Below are 15,795 nucleotides of genomic sequence, written 5' to 3'. Positions count from 1 at the left end.
ATGATTGAAGTATCACGACGTTCGGCGCTGGCAATCATGGCCGGGGGCGTGGTGTCGACAGGTGTCGCCTATGCCGCCGTCTCCTCGTTCTCCGACGAGGACCTGGTTCGTGTCACGCTCGAGAAATACCTCGGCCGGCTGAACATGCGCATCGAACATCTGCAGCAGTTCGCGCTGGAGTTTCGCAACCGCAACCCGTGGATATTCCCGAGTTCGAAGCTCAGTGACGCGGTCACGCTGGTCGAGGAGCTCAAATTGGGTGCCGTCCGCCGCCTGCTGCCCCAGGAGAAGCGGGAAGATCTGACACATTTCGACCGCTGGGTCGTCGCCGAATTCCATATGCTGACAGACTACGCATGGCGCAGTTCGCCTGACGATCCGATCCGGTTTACCGGCTGGCAATCCTGCACCAATCCGTTCGCGAACCTGGAGCCACCGAAGCTTGCATGACGTCGAATGCGAGGCGCCGTCGGTTGCCTCGGAACGAAATACGAAATGCGACAAGGAGCCGATCCCATGAAAGTCCTTTTTGCAGGCGGCAATGGCTACACCCCCGAATTCAGCGGTGGCGTCCAGTCGAGCACGCATCATCTGGCTGAACAGCTGATCGAGAACGGGCACGAGGCCTCGGTGCTTGCCGCACTGTTCGGCGACGGCGTCTTTGGCTTCAAGGCGCGCGCCAAGATGAAGCTCTTGCGCCAGCCCGCCGTCGTCGACAGCTTCCCCGGCTACCCGGTGGTCCGGGCCTGGTTCCCCTGGGAGGCGGCAAGCTTTGCCGTCGACCGGATGAAGCCGGATGTGGCGGTGGTCCAGTGTCACAAGTCGGTGCCGATCGGCAAGGCGCTGCAGGCCAAGGGGGTGCCGCTGGTCGTCTATCTCCGCAATGTCGAGTTCCACGAGCTGGGCGGCGACCTGCGCGAATTGCGCTCCGCGCTCTACATCGCCAATTCCGAATTCACCGCGCGCACCTACCGCAGGGAGTTCGGCATCGAGACGACGGTGATCCCGCCAACCATCAACCCGACGCACTACAGCACGCCGACGACGGGCCAGTTCGTGACCCTGATCAACCCCTATGAGGAAAAGGGGTTCGAGCTTGCGGTGCGTCTTGCCGGCGCTTGCCCCGAAATCCCTTTCCTGTTCGTCGAAAGCTGGAAGCTGGATGATGACCATCGGGTGCGCATCGAAGAGACGATCGCGCCGCTCGGCAACGTCACGCTGGAGAGCCGCACCAGCGACATGAAGACGGTCTATGGCCGCACCCGAATCCTGCTGGCGCCCAGCAAATGGGAAGAGGCCTGGGGTCGCGTCGCCTCGGAGGCCCATTGCAGCGGCATCCCGGTCGTCGGCTCGCGGCGCGGCGGCCTGCCTGAGGCGATCGGACCTGGCGGCGTGGTGCTCGACTACGACTCTCCGCTCGTCGACTGGGTCGCGGCCGTCAGGCGGTTGTGGAACGACAACCAGGAATATGAGCGGGTCTCCAGTCTCGCGCGCAGTTTCGCGGCGCGCCCGGAACTCGATCCCGATCGCCAGTTCGTCACCTTCTTTTCGATATTGGACAAGGCGATCCAGCAGCGCGCGCTCCAAGCCGCCTGACTAAATTAGGCCGCCTGAAAAGGCACTCCGCCGCGCACCAGATGGCGATGCCGGTCAGGCCGGACGCTTGACCCGGCTCTTCAGCGTCTCGTAGCCGCGGGCGCCAAGCAGGGCGCGGGCGAGGGCCTTGGCGACGCCCTTGCGGCCTTCCTGCGAATTGACCTGCCGCAGCCTCGCCGGCAGGTTGCGCGCCGCCTGGCCGAGCGCCGGCAGCGACAGCGTATCGGGAAAGCTCACAATGTGCGTTTCGACGCACAATACCGGCTTGCCTGACAGCTCCGTGATCTTCAGCGCCTGCGCATGCTCGCTTTCGATGAACAGCATGGCGTCGGATTTGCGATAGAAATCGGCCTTGAAACTGCCATGCGCGCCAAGCCGTTGCCGCTCTGCCTTGCTCGGCAGATCGAGCATGATCAACTGGTCGTACTGAATACCGTTCTTCGCCAGCCATGCCTCGGTCAGCGCGCGGTATTTCTCCAGCCGGCTGGTGACCAGCCAGCCGATCCTGTGGGTCGGGGCATGAAGCGGCCGTGCCTCGCTGAGGAATTTCTCGTAGGCCGGCCCGTCGTCGTTTTCCGCTTCCGTCGGGTCGAGGCACAGAACCCCGTCTATGTCGACGCAGCATTGCGCCAGGAATTTGTGGTGCATGAAGTTCCACTGGAACATGCGCGGATGCGGCACCACCTCCAAGACGATATCCGTCTCCTGATGCTGTGGTTGCAGGCCGAACACGGCGGCAAAGGTGTAGTCCGCCTCGATGCCGGCGGCCTGAATACGGGCGCGGGCGTCGCGCATGGCATTGCCGCCGGAAACGCTGTCGTCGATCACCAGCACCTTGCGCATGTCCGAGACCTTGCGGTCGAGCGCGGCGCGGCGCTTGGTGATGCCCGACGTGTAGACGCGGCCGTCCAGAAAGGAATCCAGATCGGTCATAGGAATGTTCGCCGCAAGGCTGACCAGCGTCGCCGCCAGCACGCCGCTTCTTGGAACGCCGACCACCAGGTCGATGTCGCGCGGCAGCCGGTGAAGGTTGCTGACGATGGCGTCGTTCATGTCGGAGATCGAACGGTAGTGCATGGATCGGACCTGATGCTTGGGTGGATATGGAGATAGCGGTCGAAAGCGCCGAAATTATTGCGCTTGGCGTGGCGCCGCCGCTGGCGGCCTTGCCGGCAGCATTTTCACGGCTTCGCGCAAGGCCTCGCGACCGGCTGCGAACGCCAGGGCGACGACGATGGTGATGGCGTAGGCGAGGATGGCGCCGCCGGCCAGGGCAACGACAGGCTGCTGCGGCAGCAGCGGCTTGGCCAGCCAGACCGCCGCCAGCGCCAGATGCGCGCCGAGTACGAAGGGCGTTGCCGCGCGCAGCACATGGCTGGCCCGCAACGGCCCGCTCCTGCCGACATAGAGCCACAGGAACGGCGTGCGCAGATATTCGCTGGCCGCATAGGCGATAGCCACGCCGAGCGCGCCGTAGGGCAGGCCGAGCGCGAAGGCGAGCACCGACGTCACCGCCGTGATGATGCCCCAGCGCATGAAGTCGCCGGAGCGGCCCTGGCTGACGAAAAGCCATCCCGCCGGGTTGTTGAGCGGCTGCAGCAGGCCGGCAAAGCCGAGCGCCAGGAAGATCGAGGCGCTCGCCCGCCACTGCTCGCCGAGCACGAAGGGGATCAGCACGTCAGACATCGCGGTGGCGAAGGCGACGCCGGGCAGCGCCACCAAAAGGATCAGCGGCATGACGCGCAGATAGGCGCTGCGGTAGCGGTCGGGTTCGTCCTTCAGCCTGGAGAGCGCCGGCACCATGACCTTGGACAGCGGATTGGTGATCTGGCTGAGCGGGAACAAAAGCAGCTTGTAGGCGCGGTCGTAAAGGCCGAGCTGGGCCTCGCCCCAGTATTTGCCGATCAGCACGTTGTCGAGGTTGCGGGCGAAGAAATTGGCGAAGTTGAAGCCGGTGATGCCGGCGCCGAAATTGATCAGTTCGCCGATGCCGGCGACCTTGCGCGGCAGGCCCGGCCGCCAGCGTGAGCTTGCCCAATAGCACAGCGTCGGCAGCACGGCGCCGGTCAGCGTGCCGGCAAACAGCGCCCAGTAGGAGCGGTCGATGAAGGTCCAGGCGATCGATACCGCCAGACCCGCGACGGCGCTGGCGACATCGATGATCGCCAGGCGTCCGAACTGCATGCGCCGCGTCAGAAGCGCCAGATGCTGGGCGCCGAGCCCATAGGCCATGATCTGCAGGCCGAGGGCGGCAACCAGGCCAGTCACGCGCGGCTCGCCGTAGAAGGCGGCGACCAGCGGTGCGGCGCCCGCGAGCACGCAGGCCAGGATGGCGCTGACGGCGACGTTGATCCAGAAGAGGTAGTTCACCTCCTCATGCCGGATGCCCGACTTCTGGATCGTCGCCTGGGTCAGGCCGAAATCCTGGAACAGTGCGATGAAGGCCAGCACCGGCGCGCACATCGCCACGACGCCGAAATCCTGCGGCGACAGGAGCCGCGACAGCACGATGACGGATATGATCTGTGTCGCGACCCGCACCGATTGCGACATGGCGGTCACGACCGCGCCACGGCCGACCGATTTGCGCAACGAGCCTTCTGGCGGGTCGAATGGATTGGCTTCCAAATTCAGGATTCCTGATCTTTGCGCGGATTCCGGAGCCCGAAATCCACAACCGCCGCCGACCCCAAACTACGGCAATAATTTTGCAGTGCAACAGAAAATGTCCATCTCCGCGCCAAAAATGTTGCGATGCAGCAAGAGCTGTACTAGCATTCCCTTGGGTGGGTCAAACAGCGGTCGAGTTTTCATGCTGCATGTCTTGTACCTGGTGCACGATGTTTCCGATCCGGCGGTCCGCCGACGGATCACGATGCTCCGGACAGGCGGCGCCCGGGTCACTTTGGCGGGTTTCCGCCGCACCACGACCCCGATCGCCGACATCGAAGGATTGCGGCCAATCGACCTTGGCGCGACGCGCGACGGCCGATTCGCCCAGCGCCTGGCAGCGGTGGCGAAAGCGGCGGTTTCTCTTCGGGCGAAGCTGAGCGGCACGCCGAGACCCGATCTGATCATCGCGCGCAACCTGGAAATGCTGGCGCTTGCCGGCCGTGCCAGATCGGCCTTCGGTGCCACGGTCCCGATCGTCTATGAATGCCTCGACATCCATCGCCTGGTGCTTCGCAACGATGTCCTGGGCAAGGCGTTGCGCGCCACGGAGCGCCATCTGGCGCGGGACGTGAAGCTGCTGGTGACCAGTTCGCCGGCCTTCATCGCCAATTACTTCAAGCCCTTCCGCCAGGTCGCCGCACCTGTCGAACTGGTCGAAAACAAGTATTTCGAGACGGCGGCGATTTTGCCCGGCGCACACCAGGTGGCGGAAACGCCTGCCGCGCCGCCATGGCGAATCGGCTGGTTCGGAGCGCTGCGCTGCCGCCGCTCGCTCGAACTGCTGGCCGATTTCACGCGCCGTATGGACGGACGCTTCGAGGTCGTGCTGCGCGGCCGCCCGGCTCTGTCCGAATTCCCGGATTTCCATGCCTTCGTCGAAGCCGAACCGTATCTGTCGTTTCGCGGGCCTTACCGCAATCCGGAGGACATGGCGTCGATCTACCAGGACGTCCATTTCTCCTGGGCGATCGATTTCTTCGAAGAGGGGCAGAATTCGGAATGGCTGCTGCCCAACCGCCTCTATGAAGGCTGCCGCTTCGGCGCGGTGCCGATTTCGATGGGCCATACCGAAACGGGACGATTCCTCAGCCAGCAAGACATCGGTATCCTTTTGCCGCAAGCCACGCCCGATGCGCTCGAAAGCGCCCTCGGCAAGATGGAGGAGCACCGCTTCGACAGGCTGAAAGCCCGCGTGCTGTCCCAAAATCCGAGGATGTGGAGCTACGATCGCAGCGACTGCAGGGCACTGGTCGAAAAACTGCGCCGCCTGACCATCGTGCGCGAACCCCTCGCGGCCGAAGCCCTGGCATAGGATGGACCTCGCCCGATGACGCAAGCGCTTCCTTCCAGCCTGATCGTGATCCCCTGCCTGAACGAGGCGGCCCATATCGGCGCGCTGCTCGACCAGTTGCGGCCCTCGGCCGAAAGGCTGGGCGCCAGGATTGTCGTTGCCGATGGCGGCAGCACCGATGGCACGCTGGCCATCGTCGAGGATGTCGCCGCCAGGGATGCGCGCGTCATCCTGCTGCACAACCAGCGGCGCATACAGAGCGCGGCGATCAATCTCGCCGTCGGCACTTACGGCGAGGGTGCCCAGTATCTGATCCGGATCGACGCTCATGGCGGCTATCCCGACGATTATTGCGACCGGCTGGTCGAGGAGGCACTGGCCACGGGCGCTGATTCGGTGGTGGTTTCCATGCTGACCAGCGGCAGCGGCCCCGTGCAGATGGCGGCGGCGGCGGCGCAAAATTCAAAACTCGGCACCGGCGGTTCCAAGCACCGCCACCTCTCCGCCGGAGAGTGGATCGACCATGGCCACCATGCGCTGATGCGGATTTCGGCCTTCGGCGCTGTCGGCGGCTATGACGAGACATTCAGCCACAATGAGGACGCCGAACTCGACTACCGGCTGCGGCAAGCCGGCTACAAGATCTGGATGAGCGGCAGGACGCAGATGGTCTACTACCCGCGCACCTCGCTGAAGGGTCTCTATTTCCAGTATCTCGGCTATGGCCGCGGCCGCGCCAAGAACGTGCTGAAGCACCGTGTCATCCCGAAGGTCCGGCAGATGGTGCCGCTGGCGGTCTTCCCGGTGGTTCTTCTCGCGGCCTTCTCGTTCGTGCACTGGATCGCGGCGGTGCCGCTGCTGGTTTGGGCGTCGGTGTGCCTGGGTTATGGCCTGGTGGCGGCCATTCGCCAACGCAAGGCCGATGTCGCGCTGGCCGGGGTCTCGGCGATGGTCATGCATCTCGGCTGGTCCGTCGGTTTCTGGCTGCAGCTTCTCGGCCTCGGCTCGCGGCGCGGGGTGGCTTGATGGCTGTTCAGGCCAAGAACCGCAGCATCGACATTGGCGTGTGCACGTTCCGGCGGCCGGAACTGGCCGACACGCTGCGCTCGCTTGCCGCCATGGATATGCCCGGGGGTTTCGATGTCGGCATCATCGTCGCCGACAATGACGACACGCCGAGCGCCAGGGAATTGGTGATGGCGCTGTCGCGGGAACTGGCGGTGCCGGTCCGCTATCGTCATTGCCCGGCGCGCAACATCTCGATCGCCCGCAACGCTTGCCTCGACGCCAGCGAGGCGGATTTTCTCGCCTTCATCGACGATGACGAGACGGCGACTGCCCGCTGGCTCGCGGAACTGGTCACGACGGCTGAAACGAGCGGTGCCGCCGCCGTGCTCGGCCCGGTGCGGGCGCTTTACCGCCCGGATGCGCCGGACTGGATGCGGCGCGGCGATTTTCACTCCACCTTGCCCGTTTGGGTGCAGGGCGAGATCCGCACCGGCTACACCTGCAACGTGCTGCTGCGCGTGGGAGCGGACAGCCTGCGCGGCCGTCGCTTCAGCCTGGCGCGCGGCCAGACCGGCGGCGAGGACACCGAGTACTTCGACCAGATGCACAAGGCGGGAGGCCGTATCGCTTTTTCCCCAGACGCCTGGGTAAACGAGGTGGTGCCGCGAACCAGGGCTGCGTTCGACTGGCTGGGCCGCCGGCGCTTCCGGGTCGGCCAGACGCACGGCCACCTCCTGGGCCACAACGCCGGTGGCATCGGCCTGGTCAAACAGATCGGCCTGGCTTCGGTAAAGGCGCTTTATTGCTTCGCCGCGGCGCTTCCCGTCGTCGCCAGCCCGGTGCGCCGGAACCGAAGCGTGCTGCGCGGCATTATGCATGTCGGGGTCGTCAGCGGTCTCGTCGGCATTCGAGAGATCCGCCTCTACGGCCAGCCCTCGCCACGGGAAGGAGGCAAGCGTGCAGCCTGACGTTTCCTCCGTCCCCGATGTCTCCTTCATCATTGCCGCCTACAATGCCGAGGCAACGCTCGACCGGGCGATCGCCAGCGCCATCGCCCAGAAGGGTGTCAGCGTCGAAATCATCGTCGTCGACGACAGGTCGCGCGACGCGACGCTCGATGTGGCAAGGGCGTATCCGCAGGACATCGTGCGCGTCGTTGCGCTCCCGCAAAACAGGGGTCCCGGCGGGGCCAGGAATGCCGGGCTCGACGTCGCCCGCGGCAGGTGGGTCGCGGTGCTGGATTCCGACGACGCGGTCTTTCCAGGCCGCATGGCAGCCATGATTGCCCGCGCCGAGAGGGCGGATGCCCAGATCGCCGTCGACAATCTCCAGGTCGTCCGCGAGGACGGTGTCGTCGAGGACGCGATGTTCCCGCGGCAGTATCTGGAGCGCCTGGGCGAGATTTCGCTGGCCACCTACATCGCCGGCAACGTCGTTTTCGAATCGAAGTTCAACCTCGGCTACCTCAAGCCGATCTTCCAGCGCCGGTTCCTGGATGAAAACCGGCTTCGCTATGACGAGAAACTGAGGATCGGCGAGGATTACATCCTGTTTGCCGACGCCCTGGCCAAGGGCGGCAGATGCGTGGTCGAGCCTGATATCGGCTATGCCTACCACATTCTCAGCGGCTCCATCTCGCGTGTGCTCGAGCTTCACCATGTCGAGGCGATGCGCGAGGCGGATGCCAAATTCGCTCAAACCCATCGGATGGATGAGGCGGCCCTGGCCGCCTTCGCCCGGCGCGGCCGCAGCTTGCGCAAGGCGGCCTCCTTCCTGGCGATGGTCCAGCACATCAAGGCGCGGTCCCCGTTCAAGGCGATCCGGACGGCGCTCAGTGACCCGGCGGCGGTCAGGCATATGGGCATGCCGATCGCCGTGCGGTTGCGAAGAGTAGCGGCACAGTTTGCCGTGGGGGTGGGGAGGTGAAGATGCAGGCACATGAAGGGATTTCTCGTGGCCTGTGAATGGACTGAAGTCGATCTCCTCAGAAGGAATTTGCGATGAAGAAAATCAGGAAGGCCGTGATACCGGTGGCGGGGCTTGGAACACGGTTCCTGCCGGCGACCAAGTCGATGCCGAAGGAAATGCTGCCGGTGGTCGACAGGCCGGTCGTGCAATATGCGGTGGACGAGGCCTTCGAGGCCGGCATCGAGCACATCGTGTTCGTGACCGGCCGCAACAAGGCGGTCATCGAGGACTATTTCGACCTGCATCCGGAATTGATCGGAACTCTGGAGCAGACCGGCAAGAAGACCCAGCTGGAGGCGCTCGAAAGCATGCTTCCCGTGGCCGGCGCCACCTCCTTCATCCGCCAGCAGTCGCCGCAGGGCCTCGGCCATGCCGTCTGGTGCGCCCGCGAGGTCATCGGCAACGAGCCCTTCGCCCTGCTTTTGCCCGACATGGTTTCCTTCGGTCGCCGCGGATGTCTCGCCGAAACGGTCGACCTTTATGAGCGCACCGGCGGCAACGTCATCGCCGTCGAGCGCTGCGATCCGAGCGAGACCAACAAATATGGCATCGTCGGCCGCGGTGCCGACATCGGCGGCGGTTTCGAGGTCTCGGCCATGGTCGAGAAGCCGGCCCCGGCCACCGCGCCGTCGAACTTCTACATCAACGGCCGCTACATCCTGCAGCCCGAGATCTTCGCGCTTCTGGGCAATCAGCAGCGCGGCGCCGGCAACGAGATCCAGCTGACGGACGCCATGGTCCGGCTGTCGAAGGATCAGCCGTTCTTCGCCCAGCCTTTCCTCGGCCGCATGTTCGATTGCGGTTCCAAGGAAGGCTTCATCCAGGCCAACATCGCCTTCGCTCTGGCGCGAGACGACATGAAGGGCCCGGTCTTCGAGATGCTTCAGGAGTTCGTCCAGTCGCATGAACGTCAGGAAGAAGCCGCATAATGCCCATCTTTCGGGAGTATTGCCGGATGTCCGGCGGCGAGGGCCGACAGGCCCCCGCCGTCTGGCATGAAGCTTGCGTTGCCTGTGGGCGATGCTTCCGATCTTCGAGGCGCCTGACAGCCAAGGCATGATCCCGGAATGTGGGTTCCGGTTTTCGGAAAAGATCATGCTCAAACAGAGAGATAGAGCCCAGCCCAATGATCGGGATGGAACAGGCTCTGGAATTGGACCGACGATGAATTATGCCAACTTTCCTCTCGACAAGAGGATGCCATTGCCGAATTCGGATGCAGGAGACGGCGAAGACTTCATCGACATCGAGCGGCTGCTTGGCATGGCCGCACGGCAGGCCAAGGTGGTCGCCGTGTGTGCCGTCATCGGCCTTTTTTTGGGCTTGCTCTATATCCAGACCACGCCGCCCAAATATGTGTCGGTCGCCAGCGTGCTGATCGACGAGGGTCTGAACAAGATCGTCGACGACATTTCGGCGGCGTCCACAACCATGCAGACCGATAGCGCCATTCTGAGCCAGATCGAGATCCTGACCTCGACACGGCTTGCCGCGGTGGTCGTCGACAAGCTCAAGCTGGACCAGAACGATGCGTTCATGAACCCGCCCCAGTCGGCGCTTGCCCAGGGCGTCGGCCTCATCCGCGGGCTGATCCAGTATGTCCGCCCCAGCCCGGTCATGCCGGGCGTCGGCGACGTCAGCCAGCTCTCCCCCGCCGCTCGCGATGCGCTGATTGCCACGTCGCGGCGCGACTATGCAATCCTCAAGCTGCAGAATGAAATCCAGGCGGACCGTGTCGGGCGAAGCTACGTCATCGCGCTTGGCTACCAGGCGACGGATCCGGGGCTGGCGACCGCGATCACCAAGGCCTATGCCGACGCCTATCTTGCCGATCAGCTCGATGCCAGCTTCGACGCCACCGAGCGCGCGGCGGTTTGGCTGCAGGGCCGGCTGACGGAACTGCGCGAAAGTTCGCAACAGGCATCGCTCGCGGTCGAAAAATTCAGGGCCGAGCACGGCCTGTCGGCCAACAGCGATGGCCAGTTGATGAGCGACAAGCAACTCGCCGACCTCAACGCCCAGCTCATCGTGGCCCAGGCCGACACGGCGCGCGCCAGCGCCCGCTACCAGCAGTACAAGTCGATCGTCGACAGCGGCTCCGAAAACGCCTTCAAGGATGCCGCCATATCGTCCGACCAGCCAAGCGGTGCGCTCATCTCGGCACTCAAGACCCGCTATCTCGCGGTCTCCAAGCGGCAGCAGGATGTCGAGGCGAATTTCGGCGCCCAGCACCCGCAAGCGGTGGCGCTCGCCAAGGAAAAGGCCGACATCTCGGCGCAGATCTTCGGCGAGCTGAAGCAGCTGACCCAAAACTATCGCAACGAATATGAGGTTGCGCAGGCGCGCGAGACCGCGCTCAGGGCCAACGTCGCGGCAGCACAGGGCAAGAGTTCCATCGACAACCAGTCGCAGGTCAAACTGCGCGACCTCGACCAGAAGGCGACGGCGCTCTCGACGCTCTACCAGACCTTTCTTGGCCGTTACGAGGAAGCCGCGCAGCAGCAATCCTTCCCGGTCGGCAAGATCCGCATCATCTCGGACGCGTCGACGCCGCTCTCCGCCTCGAGCCCACGCACCATCATCGTGCTTGGACTTTCGCTCGTGCTCGGCATGCTGATGGGCGCCGGTTTCGGCGGTCTCAACGAATTCAACGAGCGGTTCTTCCGGACCGGCGAGGAAGTGCGCGACCGCGTCGGCCTCAAGTTCCTCGGCTACCTGCCGACCATCGGCAGCAAGGCCGTCGCCAAGGAGGACAAGGCGGTCGACGGTCAATTGGATGCCAAGGTCGCCAGATCGCCGGCCGCCATCGAAAGGCGCGCGCGCATGCGGGTGAGCATCGATGCTCCGGCATCGATGTTCTCCGAAACGCTGCGCAGCGCCAAGATCGCGTTCGATGTCGTGATGGAAGGGCAAGGCAGCCGCGTCATCGGCGTCATCTCGGTGCTTCCCGGCGAAGGCAAGTCGACGGTCGCGGCCAATCTCGCCGGGCTTCTTGCCGCCAATGGCGCCAAGACATTGCTGGTCGACGGGGATCTGCGCAATCCGGGCCTCAGCCGCAGCCTCGGCATGGAGGCCGAGCAGGGCTTGATGGAAGCGGTGGTGAATGGCCAGACCTGGCAGTCCGTCGGCAAGATCGACCGGCAGACCAAGCTGGCGATCATCCCGGCCGTATCGCGCGGGCATTTCTCGCACACTAGCGAGCTGCTCTCCTCGGCGGGAATGCGGCGCTTCATCGAGAACGCCAAGGAGACCTTCGAATACATCGTCGTCGACCTGCCCCCGCTCGGGCCGGTGGTCGATGCCAAGGCCTTCGCGCCGCTTGTCGATGGCTTCGTGCTGGTCACCGAATGGGGCCGCACGCCGCGCGCCATGGTGCGATCGATGCTGGAATCCGAACCCTATGTCGCCAACAAGATCGTCGGCGCGGTGCTGAACAAGGTCGACCTGAAGAAGCTGGCCAAATACGGATCGTTCGGGGCGTCGGAAAAATTCTTCGACAAGTACTCGGCCTACTATCTCGACAAGTCGGAAGTGCGCAGCAAGGCGCGGGTCTGAGGTAGGCCATTGCTTGAAGCCAGCATGTTCGCCGAGCATCGAGTATGCCAGGAACGTTTTGGTGGACAAGCGAAGGAACTCGTCGGCGGCAAGTTGATGGAGCGTGCGGGAGGCGCGACGGTAGCTCGTCGCCTTCAATCAATCGAAGATGGTTTCCATCTCGACCTCAAAACCCTGACCGGTGCGATCCTTCGCGGACGGATTGCTGGCCGGTTTCAAAGGCTTTCTGGAGAGCCGCGCGCTCATCCCATTCTGGGTTGACGATCAATTTATAGCGTTCTGCCGTCGGCGGGTGCGTCGGTCCGTGACGGAAGCGATGCTGGGCGCGGGCGAGCGTGAGCGCAAAGCTGCGTTTGGATTCGAAGCTTTGCCAGTGACGCTGCCCGACGCCATCATTGATTTCTTAAGCAGTGGCGGCAGGGCCGAGCATTATGCCCCGCCGTTGTGCCGGTGCCTACGCGGCCCTGATCCGGTAGCGGAAAACAGTGTGGTCGAGCAGCAGCCTCACACGCGGCTCCGCCTCGGTCGCCACCAGCCAGCTTGCCGCGATCATGGTCGCGGCGACCGCCGCCATCGACAGGAGATAGGGCAATCCGGCGCGCACCATGGCGCCAAGCATCGCCGCGCCGATGACATCGTGGATCAGATAGAGCGGATAGGTCATCAGGCCGATGCGGCGCCAGCCACTCCAGGAGAGCTGAAGCCGCAGCGACAGCGCCATCAGGGCGATGGCGACAAGGAAGATCAGGATCGGTGGCGCATAGGGCATCACGGCCCCGACCTTGATGCTGTGAACGTCGACCGAACTGGCGATCTGCAGCACGCCGCCGCCAAGGAACAGCAGGCAGAAGCCAAGGCGCGACGGCGTCAGCGCCTTGAACCGCATCAGCCAGAGCAGCACGCCGACCGCGAAGAAGCAGCCATGATGCACCAGGACGAGCTGCAGCCAGCGCGTTTCGGCGAAGTCGGACCAGCCGAGCGGGTAGTAGAGGCACCAGAACAGCGTGCTGACAAGGCCGATGGCGACGGCGACCGCCTCCATAAGGTGGAAGCGGCCGAGCCGCAGCAGCACCCAGACGATGGCGTAGAAGGCGATCTCGATGCCGAGCGTCCAGTAGACGCTGTCCACCCACGGGCCATAAGGCGCGAACAGGCCGGTGCGGACCAGCCTGACCACCGCATCGGTTGGCCAGCTCAGGCCGATGGCGAGCAGCAGCACGGCGGTGATCGGCGCGCAGATCCAGACCGCCGGCGCCAGCCTTTTGACCCTTGCCTCGAAGAACCGCAGCGGCGTCGAATTCTCCGCGCTGAAGGCGATGACGAAGCCGCTGATGACGAAGAATATCTCGACGCCGACCCAGCCGGACTCGACCCAGGCGCCTATTGCCGGCTGCTGGGGAACGCCGCCCGTGGCCTGCGCCGAGATGCCGTCGGGATAGGCCCACACCCAGAAGCCATAGTGGTAGACCATGACCAGCACGGCGGCGAGAAACCGCAGGATGTCGACGCCGCCAAATGTAATTTTCTGCTGAGCCATACCGAACCGCCGGATGGCCCCCCATTTGCCACTGTAGGGAGGGTTGCTGCATTGCACAATAAAAGTATTGCTTGCCGATCGGCATAGGCTTGTTGGCAAGCAAGGCTGCGCGGGATCGCTCCCGGCCGGCGGCCTCAGACCCCGATCCCGCGCTCCTTCATGGCGGCGGCGATCTCGTCGAGGATGACCGGGTCGTCGATGGTCGCCGGCATGGTCCATTCCTCCTTGTCGGCGATCTTCTGCATTGTGCCGCGCAGGATCTTGCCTGACCGCGTCTTGGGCAAGCGCTTGATCGTTACCACGGTCTTGAAGGCGGCGACCGGGCCGATGCGCTCGCGCACCAGCGCGACGACCTCCTTCTCGATGGTGCCGCCATCCCGCGCGACACCGGCATTCAGCACCACGAAGCCGAGCGGAATTTGGCCCTTCATCGCGTCGGCAATGCCGACGACAGCGCATTCGGCGACATCGGGATGGGCGGCCAGCACCTCTTCCATGGCGCCGGTCGATAGCCTGTGGCCGGCGACATTGATGATGTCGTCGGTGCGGGCCATGACATAGAGATAGCCGTCCTCGTCGATCATGCCGGCATCGGCCGTCTTGTAGAAGCCGGGGAATTCGTCGAGATAGGCTTGGCGGAACCGCTGGTCGGCGTGCCACAGTGTCGGCAGGCAGCCCGCCGGCAGCGGCAGCTTGACCACCACATTGCCCAGCGTGCCGCGCGCCACCTCGTGGCCGGCATCGTCGAGCACGCGTATGTCATAGCCGGGCATCGGCACGCCGGGCGAGCCGTATTTCACCGGCAGCAGCCCGAGGCCTGCCGGGTTCATCGTCATTGGCGAGCCGGTCTCGGTCTGCCACCAATGGTCGACCACCGGCACGTTGAGCTTTTGCTCCGCCCATTTGATGGTTTCGGGGTCGGCGCGCTCGCCCGCGAGGAACAGCGTGCGGAATTTGGAGAGGTCGTATTTGGCAACGAACTCGCCCTTGGGATCCTGGCCCTTGATCGCCCGAAAGGCGGTCGGCGCGGTGAACAGCGCCACCACGCCGTGTTCCGCGATCACCCGCCAATAGGTGCCGGCATCGGGCGTGCCGATCGGCTTGCCTTCGAACAGGATGCTGGTGCAGCCATGCAGCAGCGGTCCGTAGACGATGTAGGAATGGCCGACGACCCAGCCGACATCGGATGCCGCCCAGAACACTTCGCCCGGCTTGACGCCGAACTCGTTTTCCATCGTCCATTTCAGTGCGACCATGTGGCCGCCATTGTCGCGCACGATGCCCTTGGGTTGGCCGGTCGTGCCGGACGTGTAGATGATGTAGAGCGGGTCGGTGGCGAGCACCGCCACGCAGTCGACATTGGCGCCGGCCGCCCGCTCGCGGGCAACGGCATCGGCATAGTCGATATCGAAATGGTCCTTCAGTTCGCAACGCAACTGGTCGCGCTGCAGGATCAGGCAGGCGTCCGGCTTGTGGCGGGACATCTCGATCGCCTTGTCGAGCAGCGGCTTGTAGGCGACGATGCGGCCCGGCTCCAGCCCGCAAGAGGCCGATATGATCAGTTTGGGCCTGGCGTCGTCGATGCGGGTCGCCAATTCATGCGAGGCAAAGCCGCCGAACACGACCGAATGCACCGCGCCGATCCGGGCGCAGGCGAGCATGGCGATGGCCGCCTCCGCCACCATCGGCATGTAGATGATGACGCGGTCGCCCTTGCCGACGCCACGGTTCTTCAGCACCGAGGTCAGCGCAACCACTTCGCGCTTCAGCTCGGCATAGGTGAATTTTTTCACCGTTCCGGTGATGGCGCTGTCGTGGATCAGCGCGATCTGGTCGGCGCGCCCGCCGGCGACATGCCGGTCGATGGCGTTGTAGCACGTGTTGCAGGTCGCGCCGGTGAACCAGCGGCCGTAGACGCCTGCGCTGGCATCGAACACCTTGTCCCAAGGCGAATACCAGTCGATGGCGCCGGCCGCGTCCGCCCAGAATTTTTCCGGATCGCGTCTCCAACCCTCATAGACCTCGTGATAGCGTGAAGCCATCCGTACCTCCCCAGGAACGATTTGCCGTCTTTGCATACAGCCTATGCTGTTTTTTCCGGCGCTGTCTTCCCTGATTTTCGTCTGAGACGTTCCCTGGCTTGACCAGGGAGGCGCGGTGTCGTGAA

Annotated in this window: 13 protein-coding genes; 9 read left to right on the top strand and 4 right to left on the bottom strand. The window is 64.2% G+C overall.

The genetic code is table 11. The features are described from left to right. Both AC0NIH_RS01165 and AC0NIH_RS01160 read left to right on the top strand, forming a co-directional pair. On the top strand, positions 1-450 hold the full coding sequence (locus tag AC0NIH_RS01165; protein WP_023767515.1) for a hypothetical protein: 450 nt from the start codon (positions 1-3) through the stop codon (positions 448-450). 66 nt (positions 451-516) lie between these two features. After that, positions 517-1,596, top strand: coding sequence for a glycosyltransferase (locus tag AC0NIH_RS01160; protein WP_473466237.1), 1,080 nt, complete (start codon positions 517-519; stop codon positions 1,594-1,596). A gap of 54 nt (positions 1,597-1,650) precedes the next feature. Here the strand turns inward: AC0NIH_RS01160 and AC0NIH_RS01155 are convergent, their stop codons facing one another. Together AC0NIH_RS01155 and AC0NIH_RS01150 are read right to left on the bottom strand one after the other, a co-directional pair. After that, a complete protein-coding gene (locus AC0NIH_RS01155) occupies positions 1,651-2,673 on the bottom strand; it encodes a phosphoribosyltransferase family protein (protein ID WP_473466239.1) in 1,023 nt (340 codons plus the stop codon). Positions 2,674-2,727: 54 nt separating this feature from the next. Further along, positions 2,728-4,224: a lipopolysaccharide biosynthesis protein gene (locus AC0NIH_RS01150; RefSeq protein ID WP_352702564.1), complete on the bottom strand. Its 1,497-nt coding sequence runs from the start codon at positions 4,222-4,224 to the stop codon at positions 2,728-2,730. A gap of 184 nt (positions 4,225-4,408) precedes the next feature. Here AC0NIH_RS01150 and AC0NIH_RS01145 point away from each other — a divergent pair, with 184 nt between their 5' ends. The 7 genes from AC0NIH_RS01145 to AC0NIH_RS01115 all read left to right on the top strand — a co-directional run bounded on the left by AC0NIH_RS01145 (position 4,409) and on the right by AC0NIH_RS01115 (position 12,352). Then, entirely contained in the window at positions 4,409-5,581 is a 1,173-nt protein-coding gene (locus tag AC0NIH_RS01145; RefSeq protein ID WP_473466240.1) for a glycosyltransferase family protein, read from the top strand. A 15-nt stretch (positions 5,582-5,596) separates the two neighbouring features. Then, positions 5,597-6,586, top strand: a complete 990-nt coding sequence (locus tag AC0NIH_RS01140; protein WP_473466241.1) for a glycosyltransferase family 2 protein — start codon at positions 5,597-5,599, stop codon at positions 6,584-6,586. Further along, a complete protein-coding gene (locus tag AC0NIH_RS01135; protein WP_023775835.1) occupies positions 6,586-7,536 on the top strand; it encodes a glycosyltransferase family 2 protein in 951 nt (316 codons plus the stop codon). The genes AC0NIH_RS01140 and AC0NIH_RS01135 overlap by 1 nt, the downstream gene beginning before the upstream one ends. Continuing rightward, positions 7,526-8,494 (top strand): glycosyltransferase family 2 protein, encoded by a 969-nt coding sequence (locus AC0NIH_RS01130; protein ID WP_473466243.1) that lies wholly within the window; start codon positions 7,526-7,528, stop codon positions 8,492-8,494. Before AC0NIH_RS01135 ends, AC0NIH_RS01130 begins: the two co-directional genes overlap by 11 nt. A gap of 74 nt (positions 8,495-8,568) precedes the next feature. Next, a complete protein-coding gene (locus tag AC0NIH_RS01125) occupies positions 8,569-9,465 on the top strand; it encodes a UTP--glucose-1-phosphate uridylyltransferase (RefSeq protein WP_473466244.1) in 897 nt (298 codons plus the stop codon). A gap of 235 nt (positions 9,466-9,700) precedes the next feature. Continuing rightward, a complete protein-coding gene (locus AC0NIH_RS01120) occupies positions 9,701-12,091 on the top strand; it encodes a polysaccharide biosynthesis tyrosine autokinase (RefSeq protein ID WP_224687772.1) in 2,391 nt (796 codons plus the stop codon). A gap of 9 nt (positions 12,092-12,100) precedes the next feature. Beyond that, on the top strand, positions 12,101-12,352 hold the full coding sequence (locus AC0NIH_RS01115; RefSeq protein WP_224687771.1) for a hypothetical protein: 252 nt from the start codon (positions 12,101-12,103) through the stop codon (positions 12,350-12,352). A 193-nt stretch (positions 12,353-12,545) separates the two neighbouring features. Here AC0NIH_RS01115 and AC0NIH_RS01110 read toward each other — a convergent pair whose 3' ends face one another. Together AC0NIH_RS01110 and AC0NIH_RS01105 are read right to left on the bottom strand one after the other, a co-directional pair. Further along, positions 12,546-13,628, bottom strand: coding sequence for an acyltransferase family protein (locus tag AC0NIH_RS01110; protein WP_473466246.1), 1,083 nt, complete (start codon positions 13,626-13,628; stop codon positions 12,546-12,548). 134 nt (positions 13,629-13,762) lie between these two features. Beyond that, a complete protein-coding gene (locus AC0NIH_RS01105; protein ID WP_473466247.1) occupies positions 13,763-15,670 on the bottom strand; it encodes a propionyl-CoA synthetase in 1,908 nt (635 codons plus the stop codon). Positions 15,671-15,795: the final 125 nt, after the last annotated feature.

Source organism: Mesorhizobium sp. WSM1386 (assembly GCF_055901595.1).
This window is presented reverse-complemented; position numbering and strand designations above follow the sequence as displayed.

Coding starts and splice junctions, on each gene's coding strand:
- AC0NIH_RS01145 (WP_473466240.1), top strand. CDS start 4,409: ATGCTGCATGTCTTGTACCTGGTGCACGATGTTTCCGATCCGGCGGTC.
- AC0NIH_RS01120 (WP_224687772.1), top strand. CDS start 9,701: ATGAATTATGCCAACTTTCCTCTCGACAAGAGGATGCCATTGCCGAAT.
- AC0NIH_RS01125 (WP_473466244.1), top strand. CDS start 8,569: ATGAAGAAAATCAGGAAGGCCGTGATACCGGTGGCGGGGCTTGGAACA.
- AC0NIH_RS01155 (WP_473466239.1), bottom strand. CDS start 2,673: ATGCACTACCGTTCGATCTCCGACATGAACGACGCCATCGTCAGCAAC.
- AC0NIH_RS01140 (WP_473466241.1), top strand. CDS start 5,597: ATGACGCAAGCGCTTCCTTCCAGCCTGATCGTGATCCCCTGCCTGAAC.
- AC0NIH_RS01165 (WP_023767515.1), top strand. CDS start 1: ATGATTGAAGTATCACGACGTTCGGCGCTGGCAATCATGGCCGGGGGC.
- AC0NIH_RS01110 (WP_473466246.1), bottom strand. CDS start 13,628: ATGGCTCAGCAGAAAATTACATTTGGCGGCGTCGACATCCTGCGGTTT.
- AC0NIH_RS01160 (WP_473466237.1), top strand. CDS start 517: ATGAAAGTCCTTTTTGCAGGCGGCAATGGCTACACCCCCGAATTCAGC.
- AC0NIH_RS01105 (WP_473466247.1), bottom strand. CDS start 15,670: ATGGCTTCACGCTATCACGAGGTCTATGAGGGTTGGAGACGCGATCCG.
- AC0NIH_RS01135 (WP_023775835.1), top strand. CDS start 6,586: ATGGCTGTTCAGGCCAAGAACCGCAGCATCGACATTGGCGTGTGCACG.